The organism is Sphaerisporangium sp. NPDC051017 (assembly GCF_040683095.1).
Lineage (GTDB): Bacteria > Actinomycetota > Actinomycetes > Streptosporangiales > Streptosporangiaceae > Sphaerisporangium.
On record NZ_JBFBCI010000055.1, the window covers coordinates 43,324 to 57,622 of the forward strand.

Consider the following 14,299-nt stretch of genomic DNA (forward strand, 5'->3'; position numbering starts at 1 on the left):
CGAACCTTCGTCAGGGGTGGCCGACCGCGGGCGGTCAGGCCGTCACAGGGGTGAACGCCATCCGGCGCCGCCGCACCGAGGTGCGGTCGATCTTCCCGGTGGACGTGCGGGGGAGCGCCTGGTCGACGATCTCGATCACACCCGGGATCGCCGTCCTCGGCAGACCGGCCGCGCAGTGCACGCGCAGCCGCAGGCCGTTCATGCCGGAGCCGGGCCGGCGGCGGACGACCGCGTGCAGGACGTTGCCCGCCGCCTCGTCCGGGACCGCGACGACCGCGGCCTCCAGCACCTCGGGGTGGGCGAGGACGACCCGCTCGACCTCCTGCAGGTTCGTCCGCACGCCGCGCACCTTCACCTGGTGGTCGTTGCGCCCGGTCAGGAACACCAGCCCGCGCTCGTCGCGGCGGACGAGGTCGCCGGTGCGGAAGTGGCCGTCGCGCCACCGCTCGCGGTCCAGCCTCGGCTCGGAGTACCCGCGCGACTGGAACGGCGTGGCGACCACCAGCTCGCCCGCGCCCGCGCCGGTCACCACCTGGCCCGACTCGTCGACGATCGTGGCGTGCACGCCCTCGATCGGCCGTCCGATCGGCACGACGCCGAGCTCCCGGGCCTCCTCCAGCGTCACCTCGTGCAGGAAGCTGTCGTTGGTCTCGGTGCAGCCGTAGATGTTCCACATGCGGGCGTTCGGGAAGGTGGCCGCGGTGCGCTCCAGCAGCGCGAGCGGCATGACGTCCCCGGTGAACATCACCTCCCGCACGCCGGGGAACACCCGGCCGGCGCGGCTCGCGGCCTCGGTGGCCAGGCGGAAGAACATGGGGACGGCCTGGATCACGTCCGGCTCGCGCTCCGCGCACAGCCCGGCGAGGTAGGAGCCGTCGGCGGCGCGGCCGGGGTCGACCAGCTCCACGCACGCCCCCGCCGACAGCGACGCCCACACGTCCAGCAGGCACAGGTCGAAGTTCAGCGGCGCGTAGTTGAGCACCCGGGCGCCGGGCCCGATGCCGAACCGGCCCGCCGCCCACTCCATGAACCGGTCGACGCCGCCGGCGGACAGCACGACGATCTTGGGCAGGCCCGTCGACCCGGAGGTGGTGAGCAGCAGTCCCGGCTCGGACAGGGCACCGGTCGCCGGTGAGCCCGCCGGCGCGGCGGGGTCGGACCCGCCGCCGAGCTCGGACGCCGCGCGCGCCGTGGCGCGGAACGCGAGCGGGTCGTCGCCCCCGGCCTCCAGCACGTGCGTGCACCCGACCCGCACACACAGCTCGGCCAGCGCCATCGGCCCGAGCCCCTCCGAGGGCAGCAGCACCCGCCTGCCGGCGCGGACGCAGGCGATGAGCAGGGCGATCGTCTCCGGCGACTTGCGCGCCGGCACGCAGACGGGCGCTCCTTCGGGGACGCCCGCCGCGTCGAGCGCCGCGTACGCGCGCTCGGACATGCCGGCGAGCTCCCCGTATCCGACGACGCGCTCCCCCCACGAGAGCGCGGGCGCGTCCGGCCGTTCTCTCGTCCGCCGGGCGAACGCGGCCACGAACGAACTGGATGGCATGAGGACTCCTTGCAAGCGAAAGGCCGCCATGGGGCGGCATGACGAAGCCCGCCGGCGGGCGCCCGGGCGGGCCGGAACGTGCGGGACGGGGTGTCAGGCGGCCCGCGTCCGGGGGGCCAGCAGCCGTCCCGCCCCCGGGACGGGCGTCCGGACGCCCGTCAGGTCGAGCAGACGCCACAGGCACGCCTGGTTCGAGGTGACCACCGGGACGGACAGGTGCCGCTCCAGGCTGTCGATGGCCTCCCAGGAGCGGAAGCCGCTGCCCGGGATCAGCACGCCGTCGGCGTCCGGCGGGAACGCGGCCGCCACCTGGCGGTGCACCTCCTCGGGGTCCACCTCGAAGCGGCCTCCCCGGTCGAAGAGCCGGTGCCTGCGGACGCCCTGCCAGCGGGCGCCGAGCTCGAACTGCAGCAGGCCCGCCACCTCGAACCCCGTCGCCGCCAGATAGCCGCGCGTGGCGGCGAACGTCGGCGCGGTGAACCACGGCGGCACGACCACGAGCGGCCTGCGCACGCCGGTCGCCGCCAGGGCCAGGCGGATCGCCTGCCCGGCGGTGTAGACCGGGGTGCCGCCGGCGAGGGCGGTCGCCGCCGCCGAGAACCCGTCGTCGAACGCCGGCCCGCCGAAGAAGCTGGCCGAGCCGAAGCAGAAGCAGATCGCCGACAGGTCCATCTGGCCGAGCTGCGCCAGCCCGCGCCGCACGTCCGGCGACTCGATCACCTCGTGCCACGGCGTGCCGGTGTACTCGGCGCCCCCGGACGTCGGGCTCTCGAACCGCGCCGCGTGGACGGTGGTGCCCGGCGGGGCCATGCCCCACAGCTCCGCCTCGACCACCGGGTCGTTGTGGATGACCAGCACCCCGAGCCGCGCCACCCACGACCACGCGTTCGGCGCGCCCTCGTGCCCCTTCATGTCCGCGTTCATGACGGCGCCTCTGCGAGGTCCGCGGCCGGGGCCGTCCGGCGGGACCGTCCCCGGGCCAGGCCCGTCCAGCTCAGGACGGCGCCGATGCCCGCGGCCGCCGCCGTGGTGGCGAAGGCCCAGCCGAAGTCGCCCGCCCCCGGGTTCGGGCCGAGCACCAGGACCAGGATCGCCACGCCGAGCGCGCCGCTCATGTACTGGGCGGTCGTCATCATCGCGCTGCCGACGCCCTGGTTGCGGTCGGCGATGTCGGCGGTCCCCGCGATGAACATCGACACGTAGGTGACGCCGTGCCCGAAGCCGGTCAGCAGCAGGCCCGGCAGCAGGTTGAGCACGTACCCGTCCCCGTGCACCTGCGCGGCGAGCAGCAGCAGCCCCGCCGCGTCGGCGGCGAACGCCAGCGTGAGCGCGAGCCGCACGCCGACCGCGGCGACGATGCGCGCCGACACCGCGTTGGCCACCGCGATCGCCACCGCCATCGGCAGGAACGCCAGCCCCGCCGCGAGCGGGCCGTACCCGCGCAGCTGCTGGACCAGCAGGGTCACGACGAAGAACTGGTTGCCGACGCTGGCCATGTAGAACGCGGTGGAACCGCACCCGACCAGCAGCGACCGCGTGCGGCGCAGCAGCGGGTCGACCAGCGGCTGCGGGCTGCGCCTCTCCTGCAGGACGAACGCCACCAGCAGGACGGCGGCCGCGCCGAACGCGGCGAGCGTGCCCGCGTGCGTCCAGCCCATCGTCGAGGCCTGGGTCAGCGCCAGCGCGGCGGACAGGACGGTGCCGGTGCACAGCACCCCGCTCGGGACGTTCAGCGGCGAACGCCGGCGCGTGGCCCGGTCGCCCTCCGGCAGCAGCTTCGGCGCGGCCAGCGCGCAGACGACGGCGAGCGGCAGGTTGATGAGGAAGACCCAGCGCCACGACATCGTGGTGAGGAGCCCTCCGATGATGACGCCGGCCGCCAGGCCCGACGCGCCGACCGTGCCCCACACCGACAGCGCCCGGTTGCGGGCCGGTCCCGTGGCGAAGGAGGTATTGATCAGCGCGATCACCGCCGGTTGCAGGACGGCGGCGGCGACGCCCTGCACGGCGCGGGCCACCAGCAGCGGCGCGGCGCCCGGGGCCAGGCCGCCCGCCAGCGAGGCGACGCCGAACAGCAGCATCGCGATGACGAACAGCGTGCGCGGCCCGAACCGGTCCGACGCCCGCCCCCCGACGATGAGGAAGCCGGCGAAGAACACGGCGTACCCGCTGACCACCCACTGCACGGAGCTCTGGCTCAGCGCGAGGTCGTGGCCGATGCTCGGCAGCGCGATGTAGACGATGGAGTAGTCGAGTGCGATCAGGAACTGCGCCACGGCGAGGACGGCGAGGGCGCCGCCCGCCGACCGGCGCCGCGCGGCGGTACCGGTGGCCGATGGGGTCATGAAGATCACCTGTGTGAGATCGAGGGGGATGGTCGTCGGGATGGGTCAGGTGAGGGACGGGTGGAGCGGCAGGGAACCCGGGACGACGGGAACGCCGAGGACGCCGGCCAGCTCGGCCGTGGAGCCGAGCACGGCGCGCGCCCCCGCGTGCCGGAGCTGCTCGGCGGTGGCGACGCCGCAGCCGACCCCGTAGCCGTCCATTCCCGCGGCGCGGGCCATGCGCATGTCGTCCACCGCGTCGCCGGCCACGACGCACCGCCCGGGCGGCACGCCGAGCGCGCCGGCCGCGAGCAGGGCGAGGTCGGGGTACGGCTTGCCCCGCTCGGTCATGCCGTGGCAGGACAGCGTGTCGAAGGCGCCGAGCAGCCCGGCGGCCGCGAGCAGCTCCTCGGTGCTGGGCCTGACCTTGCTGGTGACGACGGCCAGCGCCCGTCCTCCCGCCCGCAGCGCGGCCAGGAGCTCCGGGACGCCCGGGTACACCAGCCGGGCGGCGTGGGGGATGACCAGCTCGGTGAACAGCTCGCGGGCGCGGGCGACGGCGCGGGTCACCTCCGGGTGCTCCTCGGGCAGGCCCAGCAGGACGGCGAACGAGGGCGCCAGCGGCCTGCCGATGGTGACGCGCAGCCGCTCGCCGTCCGCCTCGCGCCCGGCCTCCGCGAGGACCGCACGCAGCACCGTCAGCATGCCGCCCGGCGTGTCGACCAGGGTGCCGTCCAGGTCGAACAGGACCGCGTCCACAGCGTCCACACCGTCCGCAGGGTCCACGGAATCCCCGGGGCCGCCGTTCACGCGGCGCTCTCCCCCGGCGTCCAGCGCCCGGCCATGGCGGCGGCGACCTCGGCGGCGAGCGCGCTGGTGGACAGCAGCACCGACCGGTTGGCCTCCCCGGTGCGCCCGTCGGTGGCCGCGGACACCGCCTTGAGGATGTGCGGCGTCATCGACGGCCCGCTGACCCCGGCGCGCTCGGCCTCGGCCTGCTTCTCGTGGATGAGCGCGTAGATCTCCTCTGACGGCAGCGCGTCGTGCGCGGCGATCGGGTGGGTGACCACGAAGGCGCCGCGGTTGCCGACCTGCCAGTGCGTGCGGATCGCCGTGGACAGCTCTCGCATGTCGTCGATGCGCCGCGGGTTGCGCCGCCCGCTGGAGACGCTGTAGTAAGCGGGGAAGTCGTCGCAGCGGTAGCCAACCACCGGGACGCCTTGGGTCTCCAGGTATTCGAGCGTCAGCGCCGGGTCCAGCAGCGACTTGGCCCCCGCGCAGACCACCGCCACGCGGTGCCGCGTGAACTCCACGAGGTCGGCCGAGATGTCGAAGGTCCGCTGCGCGTCGAAGTGGACGCCGCCGATGCCCGCGACCGCGAAGACGCCGATCCCGGCGTACCCGGCGGCGACCAGCGCGGCCGAGACCGTCGTGCCTCCGTGGCCGCCGGAGGCGAGGACGGGCCCGAGGTCGCGGGAGCCGACCTTGGGGATCGTGGGCGTGGTCGCGAACAGCTCGATGTCCCGCTCGGACATGCCGATCACGAACCGGCCGTCCACGATGCCGGTGCGCGCGGGGACGGCGCCGTTCGCCCGGATCGTCTTCTCCATGCCAAGGGCGGTCTCGAGGTTCATGGGGTACTTCAGGCCCTGCACGATGCCCGAGGACTCCAGGGCCACCACGGGCAGTCCCGAGGCGAGGGCGTCGGCGACCTCCTCGGAGATCGAGTACAGGCTCGTCCGGTCATGAAAGGACATGGGCAGTTCCTCCGTTGACGTGGTCAAGGTCGTGGATCGGATCGTCAAGGGCCCGGGGGGTCGTCGCGCCCCCGAGTGCGGCACGGCCCGCCGCCCCCCGGGAACGGCCCCGTCAGTAGTGCGAGAACTCGTCGCTGTCGAAGCTGTGCCGCTCGTCGCCCTGTAACGGGGGGTTGAAGACGCTGATGAGTTCCATGTCGCCGCCCGGGTCGGCGATCAGGAAGTGCTCGTCATGCCGGTCCAGCGCGTAGATCACGCCCGGGCGGATCTCGTGGACGGTCCCGTCGGAGGCGATCACCTGGCCGCTGCCGGCGATGCAGTAGCAGGCCTCAAGGTGCCTGCGGTAGTGCAGCGGGGACTTCGACCCGGCCCGGACCACCGTATGGGCGACCGTGAACCCCATGTTGTCCGTCTGGAGGAGAAACCGGTAGCTGAGGCCGTTTCCCCATTCGACGCACTTCACCTCGGACCTGTCGCGAACGATCATTTCACTGCACCTTTCCTTAGTATCTATGACGTGGATATGAAGCGGTTCAGACGAGACTGCGGGTTTCCCGGACGAATCCCTCGATGGATTCCACCGAGCTGAACTGCGCGGGGGAGATGTTCGCCTCCCCGAGGGGAATGTCGAACCTGTCGCCCACCCACGCGATGAGGCGCAGCAGGCCGAGGCTGTCGACCACCCCCTTGTCCAGAAGGTCCAGATCGGCCGGCAGTTCGTCGGCGGGCACGTCGGGGGCGAAGTTCGTCACGATGAACTGCTTGATCTCGGCTTCCATGGACATGGGCCACTCCTTCCAGGGGTTCTGACGGGGTTCCGGCACCGCTGTGCCCGCGCGTCCTCGCCGAGGCGCGGCAGCGCCGGGAACGGCCGCGCGCGGGGGCGCGGCCGTTCCCTGAAATGGCTGGAAAACGCGATTCTCGCGGGTCATTCGGATACCGCGTGCGCGCGGCCGGGTGAATGCCTCCGGCATGACGGGAGGAGGCCGGCCTTTAAGTGCGGGTATTCGCGCGGGAGGCCCTGGAAAAGGGCCGGGCGGTGATCCGGCGCCGGGCACAGCGGTGCCGTGGGAAAAGCGTGACATCCCGTACGGCCGCGAGTCAACCTCTGCGGGAAAACTCGCTTACCGGTTTCGTGAGCGTGCTCGCCGGATGTTCGGCGACATGCGAATGAGGCCCTTCGCCGTTGAAGGACCTCGGTTCACGGGGGGAACGCGGCGGGTGCGCGGAAAGGACCCGATAGCGGGATCAGGGGTTGACACGCGCCACGAGAAGGCGTAGCTCGTCCAGGTCGTATTCGGCGCGCCCCGGACTGCCGTAGCGGGTCAGCTTTCCCCGGCTCGCCCATTTGCGGATCGTCGCCTGCGACACCCCGGCCGCCAGGGCGGCGAGGTCGGTCGGCACGGTCCGCCGCCTCGGCGCGGGGCTCACAGCGCGTCCCCGGCGGGCACCGGGTCGGCGCCGGTGGCCCCGTCGAGCAGGGCCCGGTCCAGCGGTCTGCCCATCAGCAGCCACTCCCGCGGGTGCCACGCGTGACCGGCCTCGCAGCTCACCTCGGACGCCCGCCCCGGGCCGCTCTCGGCGTACAGGGACAGCGAGCATCCGGGGTTCGCGCACGATCCGATCTCACGCCGGGACCCGTCCCGGGGCTCCAGCGCGGCCCGCGCGGCGGCGGCGACCTCCGCGATCTCCTCGGTCAGCGAACACGCCGCCGGGTGCCCGAGCAGCCAGTCCAGGTGCTCGCCCAGGAAAGCGGCCAGCCGCGTGACCTGCGAGGATCGAGGCCCCGGCGTCCCGCGCTCGTCGGCGACGAGCGCCGTCCAGCACGCCAGGAAGGCGACCACGTCTCCGCGCGCGGACACCGCGTCCTCGTTCAGGCTGATCCCCGAGGGCCGTCTGCCGCTCACCCGTTCGGTGAAGGACCGCGGGCCGGAGGTCAGCGCCTCGGCGCACGCCTCGTGCAGGTCCGGCAGCGCCAGCAGCCCACGGCGCGCGGACGCGCGGCACGCGGCGCAGACCCGCAGGCCCGGCAGCGCGGGTGGACGCGCGTCGCCGGAGGCGGGCCGGTGGCACAGGGGTGCCTCACACGGGTAGTTCGTCATGCTGTTCTCCTCTTGGCGGGCCGGCGCGCTCGTGGGCGCCGGATTGAGGGAGGGGCCGTTATCACAGGCTCTATTCGCGTGACTTACTCGTGGACAAATCTGGGGTACACCCCTGTCAAACCGCTTTCGAACCATTATTCGCGGCCGATAAAAGTTATTCGGACGGCCCGTGGGCGGGCTTTCCGCGTGCGCGCGGCGTCACGGTCCGTCATCTCCCGTGGCCGGCGCCCGCCGCCGGCCCCGGACGGGACTTCGAATGCTCTGGTAAACCTGGTGCCGGTTCGCGATCCGCGCCTGGCTGCGCCCGCTGCGGCGCATCGAGGAGACCGCCTCCGCCATCGCGTCCGGCGACCTCGGCCGCAGGGTGCCCGGCCCCGAGGACCCCGGCACCGAGGTCGGGCGCCTGTCGGCCTCGCTCAACGGCATGCTCGGCCCGATCGAGCGGGCCTTCGCCGCGCGCACCGAGTCGGAGGCGCGGCTGCGGCGCTTCGTCGCCGACGTCGGCCACGAGCTGCGCACCCCGCTCGTCGGTATAACGGGCTTCTCCGAGCTGTACCGCATGGGCGGCCTGCCGGACGCGGGCCCGGCGACGGCCCGCATCGAGCGAGTCGGCCCGGCTCGCCCGCCTGGTCGACGACCTGCTGCTGCTCGCCCGCCTCGACGAGGGCGGCGACGCGCCGCCCATGGACCTCGCGCCGATGGACCTGCGCACGCTCGCCGCCGACGCGCGCCTCGACCTGTGGGCCCTGGCGCCCGGGTGAGCTGACCGGCCCCGAGGACGGGGGCTCGTCCGGCAAGCCCCGGTCAGCTCGGCGGGCCGTAGGGCTCGATCGGCGGGTCGGCGAACGGGCCGCCGCCCCCCGCCTGGCCGACCCGGCGACCGGCGTCCTCGGTGACGCGCAGCGCGTACAGGCCCTGTTCGGGGTCGAGCGGCACCAGGCCGTAGGCCGTGTCGGCGTCGTCCTCGGTCAGGCCGAGCCGCCGCAGGGCTTCTTCCAGCGTCGCCCCCGCCGGGAGCCGCACCGTGACCAGGACCATGGCCCCCACGTTACGCGTCCCGGCGCGGCCGGCGGGGCACCGCGCCGACCGGCGGGCCGGTCAACGGGGGCGCCTCACACCGCGGCGGTTCTGGCGGTCCGCCGCTTCAACGACGCCAGCAGGCCCGCCGTGTCCGCGATGCCGTACCCGTAGTCGTAGTCGAACCCGACGTCGCTGCGGTCGTCGGCGGTGCGGTGGAGCAGCGTGCGAAGCTGGGCGGGGGAGATCACCGAGGCGGGCCAGCGGGTCCGGATGGCGGCCACCAGCCCCGCGGCGACCGGGCAGGCCGCCGAGGTGCCCGAATCGGGGGTGCCCGCCCCGAACGCGCCGGACCCGGCGAAGTGGGTGTAGGAGCAGACGTCGGGCTTGCGGTCGCTCAGCCGCCCCGGCCCCTGCGAGGAGTAGCCGACGCGCACGCCGTTGGTGTCCACCCCGCCGATCGACAGCACCTGCGGGTGGGAGTTGGCCCCGACGATCGGCCGGGAGGGGAACGCGCACCGGCGGTCCTTGCACTCGGTCCCGCAGTTGCCCGCCGCGAACAGGATGTCGGCCCCGGCACGTTCCAGGCTGCCCACGATGATGTTGAACGGGTGGGCGGCGTTGTCGGAGTAGTTGCCCGGCTGGCCGGGTGCCAGGTCCCACGACGGGGAGAACGAGCCCCAGCTGTTGCTCACCACCAGCGAGCGGGTGGCCGCGGGCTGGTCGTCGAGCACCGTGCGCAGGTGGGCGAACGCGGCGATCGCGTCCGACAGCAGGCCGTCCATGACCGTGTCGCCCTGCCGCCGGGACAGCAGCACCGGGACGTCGAGGATCGACGCCTTGGGAGCCGCGATGAGCGCGTCGAAGGCGCACATCGTGCCGTGGTCGACGGGGAACCGCCCGGCGGCCCCGGAGACGCCCGAGGGATTCCAACTGCGGCGCGCGTCGATCGTGAAGCTCCGGCCGAGGGCGCGGGTGATGTGCGCGGAGTTGATCCCGGTGTCGCAGATCGCGAGCGCGACGTCGTGGCCGTCGTACCCCTCGGCCTGGAGCTCCGGCACGGCCAGCAGCCGCTCGACGTCTTGCCAGGTGCCGACGGGCGGGGTGCCGCCGCAGGTGAGGCTCGTCTCGATCACCGGGTCGGCGTAGACCGCCACCACGCCGCTGTGCCGACCGGGCAGCAGGGCCATGCGCGTGGAGGTCTCGTCGTCGGAGATCTCGCCCCTGACCAGCACCGACGCCTCCTCGGGCGCCATGGAGAAGTTCAGCGGCTGGTTGAGGGACAGCGGGTCGCCGCCGGACGCGGGGTGGGCGCGGGGGAGGGCGACCGGTGCGTAGGAGTGGTCGAGCGCGACGCCGGGGAGTTCGCCGGTGACGTCCGCGGTGGTCGCGGTGAGGCCGGGGGCCGCGACGGCCGCGACGACGTCGGGGGAGGGACGGAGCTGGATCAGGACCCGCATGAGGACACCACCTTGAGAAGCGCGAGGAAGGAACGCGTCAAACGTTGCTCCATCGCGTTCAGCGCGTCCACCAGCAGAAATGTGGCGTCGGTCGCCAAATCGTCGCGAGATACCGCGAAAGAACGCGCCAAATTTTTTCGGGACGTTCCAGCGCCGAGCCGGTCTCGTGCGAAGACTTCCGTCAGCGGCATCGTTTGGCTACGTTGTGACACATGATCGCCGAGGTCGACATGCCGTCACGTCCAGAGTCCGGAACGGGAGTCGAGCAATGGCTCCCGGTACGCCCCAGGCTGGTGGCCGCCAGCGCCTTCATGCTCTTCCTCGAGCTGGCGCTGATCCGCTGGACGGGTTCGAACATCGTCCACCTCAGCTACTTCACGAACTTCGTGCTGCTCGGCTCGTTCCTCGGCATCGGCCTGGGCTTCCTGCGGGTCGGCCGCAGCAAGGCCCAGCCGTACTACTCGCCGATCGTCCTCGCCCTGCTGGTCCTGGTCGTCCTGTTCTTCCCGGTGACGGTCAACCGCGAGACCGAGGGCGTGCTGTACTTCACCAGCCTGAGCACCAGCGGGCCGCCCGCGTGGGCGATCCTGCCCGTGGTGTTCCTCGCGGCGGCGCTCGTCCTGATGGGCCCCGCCGAGCTGGTCGGCCGGTGCTTCCCCGAGTTGCCGCGCCTGGAGGCCTACCGCTACGACCTGATCGGCAGCCTCACCGGCATCGCCGCGTTCTCGCTGCTGTCGTTCGCCGGCGCCCCGCCCATGGTCTGGGGCGTCATCGCCGCCGTCGCCTACGGAGTGCTGCTCCAGCCGCGCAAGCTCAGCAACTACCTGCTGCTGGTCACCCTGCCCTCGCTGGTGGTGGTCGCAGCCCTCGGCTCCGAGACCCTCACCGCAGGCGCGCTCTGGTCGCCGTACTACAAGGTCACCTACAAGCATGAGAGTTACGGCACCGCCCCGGCCCTGACCATTTCGGTCAACGGCATCCCGCACCAGCAGGCCGTCCCCGCCGCCGCCCGCCTCCAGTACGAACGCCAGTACGCCGTGCCGTACGAGCGGGCCGTGACCGCCGCCGGACGGCTCGACGACGTGCTCATCGTCGGCGCGGGCAGCGGCACCGACGTCGCCATCGCGCTGTCCAAGGGCGCCAAGCACGTCGACGCCGTCGAGATCGACCCCAAGCTGCGCGAGCTCGGCGGCCTCTACCACCCCGACCAGCCCTACCGCGACCCGCGCGTCACCACGCACATCACCGACGGCCGCGCCTACCTGGAGCGCACCGACAAGAAGTACGACCTCATCCTGTTCGCGCTGCCCGACTCGCTCACCCTGGTCTCGGGAGCCAGCTCGCTGCGGCTGGAGAGCTACCTGTTCACCGAGCAGGCCATGCAGGCCGCCCACGACCACCTCAAGCCGGGCGGCGCCTTCTCGATGTACAACTACTACCGCGAGCAGTGGCTGGTCGACCGGCTCGCCTCCACCGCCCAGGCCGCCTTCGGGCACAAGCCCTGCGTGGACGAGGTCGGCGGCGGGCAGCAGGCCGTGATCACGGCCGGGGTCACCGCCGACGCGCAGCGCTGCGTGTCCGAGTGGGCGGGCGCCAAGGCCGACACGCCGCCCCCGGCCGTGGACGACCGCCCGTTCCTCTACCTGCACGGTCGCGACATCCCGTCCATCTACCTCATCACGCTCGGGCTCGTGCTGCTGGTCAGCATCGTCGCGGTGCGCGCCGTGGCCGGGCCGTTCCGGCGCATGCGCCCCTACGCCGACCTGTTCCTGCTCGGCGTCTCGTTCCTGCTGCTGGAGACCAAGAACGTCACCGGCTTCGCGCTGCTGTTCGGCACGACGTGGGTGGTCAACGCGGTCGTGTTCGCCGGAGTGCTGGTGGCCGTGCTGGCCGCGGTGGAGGTGACACGGCGCTTCCGCACGCCGTCCCTGCCGGTGATGTACGCCATCCTGCTCGGCGGCCTCGTGCTCGCCGCCGTCGTGCCCAACTCGTGGCTGCTCTCGCTGCCGCTGCCACTGCGGCTGGTGTGCGCGGTGGTGATCGCCTTCCTGCCGATCTTCGCGGCGAACGTCGTGTTCGCCAAACGCTTCGCCGACACCGCCGACGCCACGGTCTCCTTCGGCGCGAACCTGCTGGGCGCGATCCTCGGCGGCTGCCTGGAGTACCTCAGCCTGATCATCGGCTACGAGGGCCTCCTGGTCGTCGCCGGCCTGTTGTACCTGGCCGCCTTCGCCCTCCTACCCCGCACGGCAAGGGCTCTATAAGACTCGAGTTTGGCCGTTACCCCATTGCGTAAGCCCAGGTCAGCGCCTCGTCCCTCGATTTTCGTGAGGTCGGGCTGCGCGGGCCGGGTCGCGGAAAATCGGGCGGCAATGATCGTGCGGCGGAGCAGGGCGAGCATGTCGTCGAAGCTGGGCTGGGACTTGGTGCGGTACCACGGAGCGCGGCGGCGGTGCTCGGCCACCACGTCGGTGGTGGAACGGGCGTACCAGGTACCTGACGATGACCAGGCTGTAGGCGATCATCCCGAGCGGGAGGGTGCGTTGGACGGCCTTGACCGTACGGTTGCGCGCCTGGCCCACCCCGAGCGGGTGACGGGCTTCCAGGAATGCCTGCTCGATGCCCACCGCCACGAGTACCGCACGACAAGATCTTCGGCGGGGGTGTCCAGATCGTTGGTCACCAAGGCCACATCGAAGGTCTTGGCCGAGGCGATGTCGCGTACCCAGATGACGCGGACCGGGCGGGCACCGAAGCTGCCGTACCACAGGCAGGTCAGCTCGCTGATGCGGATGGTGCGCTGCTTGTCGTACAGCCGCAGGGTGTGGATCCTCCAGGAGCGCCTGGCGGCCGGTTCGGCGACCTGGCCGAGCCGCTCCCCTTTTGGTGCGGGGGCGGCCCCGCCGCTTGGCGTTCCGCCGGGGTGGCAGGTCGTAAAGGACGGCGTTACGGGGGATCCGGCAGGTCCATGACACCTGTGCGGGCAGGGTGTGCAGGGGTTTGCCGTGGTAGGCGGCATCGGCCACGACGTGAATCGGCCGGTCACCCGTCACATGGGCGAGCAGGGCGGTCAGCTCGACGACGATGGCGACCTTGCCCGGGCCGCCGGTGACGTACAGCCGACACAAGACCGGCAGGCAGACCGCGTGGGGCAGGAACGGCAGGGCCACCACGATCCCGAGCGTGACGAAGCAGTTGCCCCGGCTGGTCTTCCTCGCGCCGAGCGCCGAGCCGTCGTACTGTCAGAACGCGCCGTGGACCTTCCTGCCCGAGCGGCGGGTGACGCTGTCGTCGATCGCCACGACGACCAGCGCGCCAGGCTCTGCCGGCGTGGCCAGGATGAGCCGGGCGAGCACCATGCCGACCTGGTCGACGCACCAGACCGCGCGGGAGAAGAAGCGATGTGCGCGCTCGTGTCGCCGGCGGGCGTTCATGCCCGCGCCGATCAGCATCCCGGTCACTGTGCGAAACCGGGTGCAGGCCACCAAACCCGTGGTCAGCGCACAGAACACCGGGAAGGTGGACGAGGAGAAACACCTGCGGAACTCTGCCGGCAGGCCATGCCAGGTTGCCGGTAGGGTCGGTTCCGGAGACATCGGCGGACGCCCCTCTGCGGAGACGGTGTGTTTAGGACCGCCGATGTTTCCGCATGTCTGGGCGCCTTCAGGAGCGAATGATCAGGTTATGGCCCGCCCTTGACCACAGGGTCAGCCCTGCCACTCACGCCACCACTGCCTGTGCTCGCCGCCACCCCATTTTCAAGATCGCGAAGATGGCCAAGTCGAGTCATCCTCGAACCGCCGTAACCGTAAAGGCGGGATTTCAACTTCGGTAGGGTGAGCTCCCAATGAAAGACCGCCCGAAAAGACGATGCATGAATCGGTTCAGTGACATCCGGACGTTCGAAGGCACACAGGCACGTGCCTGGGAGGAACTGTCATACCAACTGCGGCCCGCGCCAGGCCCAGGACATGTAGAGACCCGCAAGACGAAGGCCCCGGCGGTCTCAAGCGGTGGAAGCAAGTTCGGAGAGCATCTCGACGAACACTTCGGCTGGCGTTCTGTACCCAAGTATACGCCGCGGACGCGTATT

Annotated in this window: 16 protein-coding genes; 2 read left to right on the top strand and 14 right to left on the bottom strand. The window is 72.1% G+C overall.

Annotation, left to right across the window (positions count from 1 at the left end):
- Window positions 1-34: 34 nt before the first annotated feature.
- From AB0M95_RS32020 to AB0M95_RS32060, 9 genes are all read right to left on the bottom strand, one after another.
- A complete protein-coding gene (locus AB0M95_RS32020) occupies window positions 35-1,546 on the bottom strand; it encodes an AMP-binding protein (RefSeq protein ID WP_363772653.1) in 1,512 nt (503 codons plus the stop codon).
- Window positions 1,547-1,639: 93 nt separating this feature from the next.
- Window positions 1,640-2,470, bottom strand: a complete 831-nt coding sequence (locus tag AB0M95_RS32025; protein WP_363772656.1) for a hypothetical protein — start codon at window positions 2,468-2,470, stop codon at window positions 1,640-1,642.
- Complete coding sequence (locus tag AB0M95_RS32030) at window positions 2,467-3,891, bottom strand: MFS transporter (RefSeq protein ID WP_363772659.1); 1,425 nt, start codon at window positions 3,889-3,891, stop codon at window positions 2,467-2,469. The genes AB0M95_RS32025 and AB0M95_RS32030 overlap by 4 nt, the downstream gene beginning before the upstream one ends.
- 45 nt (window positions 3,892-3,936) lie before the next feature.
- The gene (locus AB0M95_RS32035) at window positions 3,937-4,680 is read right to left on the bottom strand and encodes an HAD family hydrolase (RefSeq protein ID WP_363772662.1); all 744 of its coding nucleotides are present in this window, start codon (window positions 4,678-4,680) and stop codon (window positions 3,937-3,939) included.
- Window positions 4,677-5,627, bottom strand: a complete 951-nt coding sequence (locus tag AB0M95_RS32040; protein WP_363772665.1) for a pseudouridine-5'-phosphate glycosidase — start codon at window positions 5,625-5,627, stop codon at window positions 4,677-4,679. Before AB0M95_RS32040 ends, AB0M95_RS32035 begins: the two co-directional genes overlap by 4 nt.
- Before the next feature lie 112 nt (window positions 5,628-5,739).
- On the bottom strand, window positions 5,740-6,114 hold the full coding sequence (locus AB0M95_RS32045; protein ID WP_363772668.1) for an ectoine synthase: 375 nt from the start codon (window positions 6,112-6,114) through the stop codon (window positions 5,740-5,742).
- A 46-nt stretch (window positions 6,115-6,160) separates the two neighbouring features.
- Complete coding sequence (locus AB0M95_RS32050; protein WP_358514707.1) at window positions 6,161-6,412, bottom strand: acyl carrier protein; 252 nt, start codon at window positions 6,410-6,412, stop codon at window positions 6,161-6,163.
- 463 nt (window positions 6,413-6,875) lie between these two features.
- Complete coding sequence (locus AB0M95_RS32055; RefSeq protein ID WP_363772671.1) at window positions 6,876-7,058, bottom strand: MerR family transcriptional regulator; 183 nt, start codon at window positions 7,056-7,058, stop codon at window positions 6,876-6,878.
- Window positions 7,055-7,729, bottom strand: coding sequence for a hypothetical protein (locus AB0M95_RS32060; RefSeq protein ID WP_363772674.1), 675 nt, complete (start codon window positions 7,727-7,729; stop codon window positions 7,055-7,057). Before AB0M95_RS32060 ends, AB0M95_RS32055 begins: the two co-directional genes overlap by 4 nt.
- Before the next feature lie 337 nt (window positions 7,730-8,066).
- Here AB0M95_RS32060 and AB0M95_RS32065 point away from each other — a divergent pair, with 337 nt between their 5' ends.
- Window positions 8,067-8,495 carry a histidine kinase dimerization/phospho-acceptor domain-containing protein gene (locus AB0M95_RS32065; protein WP_363772703.1) on the top strand — a complete coding sequence of 143 codons (429 nt, stop codon included), beginning with the start codon at window positions 8,067-8,069 and terminating at the stop codon, window positions 8,493-8,495.
- A gap of 38 nt (window positions 8,496-8,533) precedes the next feature.
- Here the strand turns inward: AB0M95_RS32065 and AB0M95_RS32070 are convergent, their stop codons facing one another.
- From AB0M95_RS32070 to AB0M95_RS32080, 3 genes are all read right to left on the bottom strand, one after another.
- Entirely contained in the window at window positions 8,534-8,767 is a 234-nt protein-coding gene (locus tag AB0M95_RS32070) for a hypothetical protein (protein ID WP_363772676.1), read from the bottom strand.
- Window positions 8,768-8,841: 74 nt separating this feature from the next.
- A complete protein-coding gene (locus AB0M95_RS32075) occupies window positions 8,842-10,206 on the bottom strand; it encodes a S8 family serine peptidase (RefSeq protein ID WP_363772679.1) in 1,365 nt (454 codons plus the stop codon).
- Window positions 10,194-10,397, bottom strand: a complete 204-nt coding sequence (locus tag AB0M95_RS32080; protein WP_363772682.1) for a hypothetical protein — start codon at window positions 10,395-10,397, stop codon at window positions 10,194-10,196. Before AB0M95_RS32080 ends, AB0M95_RS32075 begins: the two co-directional genes overlap by 13 nt.
- Window positions 10,398-10,418: 21 nt before the next feature.
- Here AB0M95_RS32080 and AB0M95_RS32085 point away from each other — a divergent pair, with 21 nt between their 5' ends.
- Window positions 10,419-12,470 carry a spermidine synthase gene (locus AB0M95_RS32085; protein WP_363772685.1) on the top strand — a complete coding sequence of 684 codons (2,052 nt, stop codon included), beginning with the start codon at window positions 10,419-10,421 and terminating at the stop codon, window positions 12,468-12,470.
- A 257-nt stretch (window positions 12,471-12,727) separates the two neighbouring features.
- Here AB0M95_RS32085 and AB0M95_RS32090 read toward each other — a convergent pair whose 3' ends face one another.
- Both AB0M95_RS32090 and AB0M95_RS32095 read right to left on the bottom strand, forming a co-directional pair.
- Window positions 12,728-13,252 (bottom strand): hypothetical protein, encoded by a 525-nt coding sequence (locus tag AB0M95_RS32090; protein WP_363772688.1) that lies wholly within the window; start codon window positions 13,250-13,252, stop codon window positions 12,728-12,730.
- Between the two features lie 196 nt (window positions 13,253-13,448).
- Complete coding sequence (locus AB0M95_RS32095; protein ID WP_363772691.1) at window positions 13,449-13,802, bottom strand: transposase; 354 nt, start codon at window positions 13,800-13,802, stop codon at window positions 13,449-13,451.
- Between the last annotated feature and the right edge of the window lie 497 nt (window positions 13,803-14,299).

Bases quoted from the DNA above. Each gene is read 5' to 3' on its own strand.
- AB0M95_RS32020 (WP_363772653.1), bottom strand. From the start codon at position 1,546: ATGCCATCCAGTTCGTTCGTGGCCGCGTTCGCCCGGCGGACGAGAGAA.
- AB0M95_RS32025 (WP_363772656.1), bottom strand. From the start codon at position 2,470: ATGAACGCGGACATGAAGGGGCACGAGGGCGCGCCGAACGCGTGGTCG.
- AB0M95_RS32030 (WP_363772659.1), bottom strand. From the start codon at position 3,891: ATGACCCCATCGGCCACCGGTACCGCCGCGCGGCGCCGGTCGGCGGGC.
- AB0M95_RS32040 (WP_363772665.1), bottom strand. From the start codon at position 5,627: ATGTCCTTTCATGACCGGACGAGCCTGTACTCGATCTCCGAGGAGGTC.
- AB0M95_RS32045 (WP_363772668.1), bottom strand. From the start codon at position 6,114: ATGATCGTTCGCGACAGGTCCGAGGTGAAGTGCGTCGAATGGGGAAAC.
- AB0M95_RS32050 (WP_358514707.1), bottom strand. From the start codon at position 6,412: ATGTCCATGGAAGCCGAGATCAAGCAGTTCATCGTGACGAACTTCGCC.
- AB0M95_RS32060 (WP_363772674.1), bottom strand. From the start codon at position 7,729: ATGACGAACTACCCGTGTGAGGCACCCCTGTGCCACCGGCCCGCCTCC.
- AB0M95_RS32070 (WP_363772676.1), bottom strand. From the start codon at position 8,767: ATGGTCCTGGTCACGGTGCGGCTCCCGGCGGGGGCGACGCTGGAAGAA.
- AB0M95_RS32075 (WP_363772679.1), bottom strand. From the start codon at position 10,206: ATGCGGGTCCTGATCCAGCTCCGTCCCTCCCCCGACGTCGTCGCGGCC.
- AB0M95_RS32080 (WP_363772682.1), bottom strand. From the start codon at position 10,397: ATGCCGCTGACGGAAGTCTTCGCACGAGACCGGCTCGGCGCTGGAACG.
- AB0M95_RS32085 (WP_363772685.1), top strand. From the start codon at position 10,419: ATGATCGCCGAGGTCGACATGCCGTCACGTCCAGAGTCCGGAACGGGA.
- AB0M95_RS32095 (WP_363772691.1), bottom strand. From the start codon at position 13,802: ATGTCTCCGGAACCGACCCTACCGGCAACCTGGCATGGCCTGCCGGCA.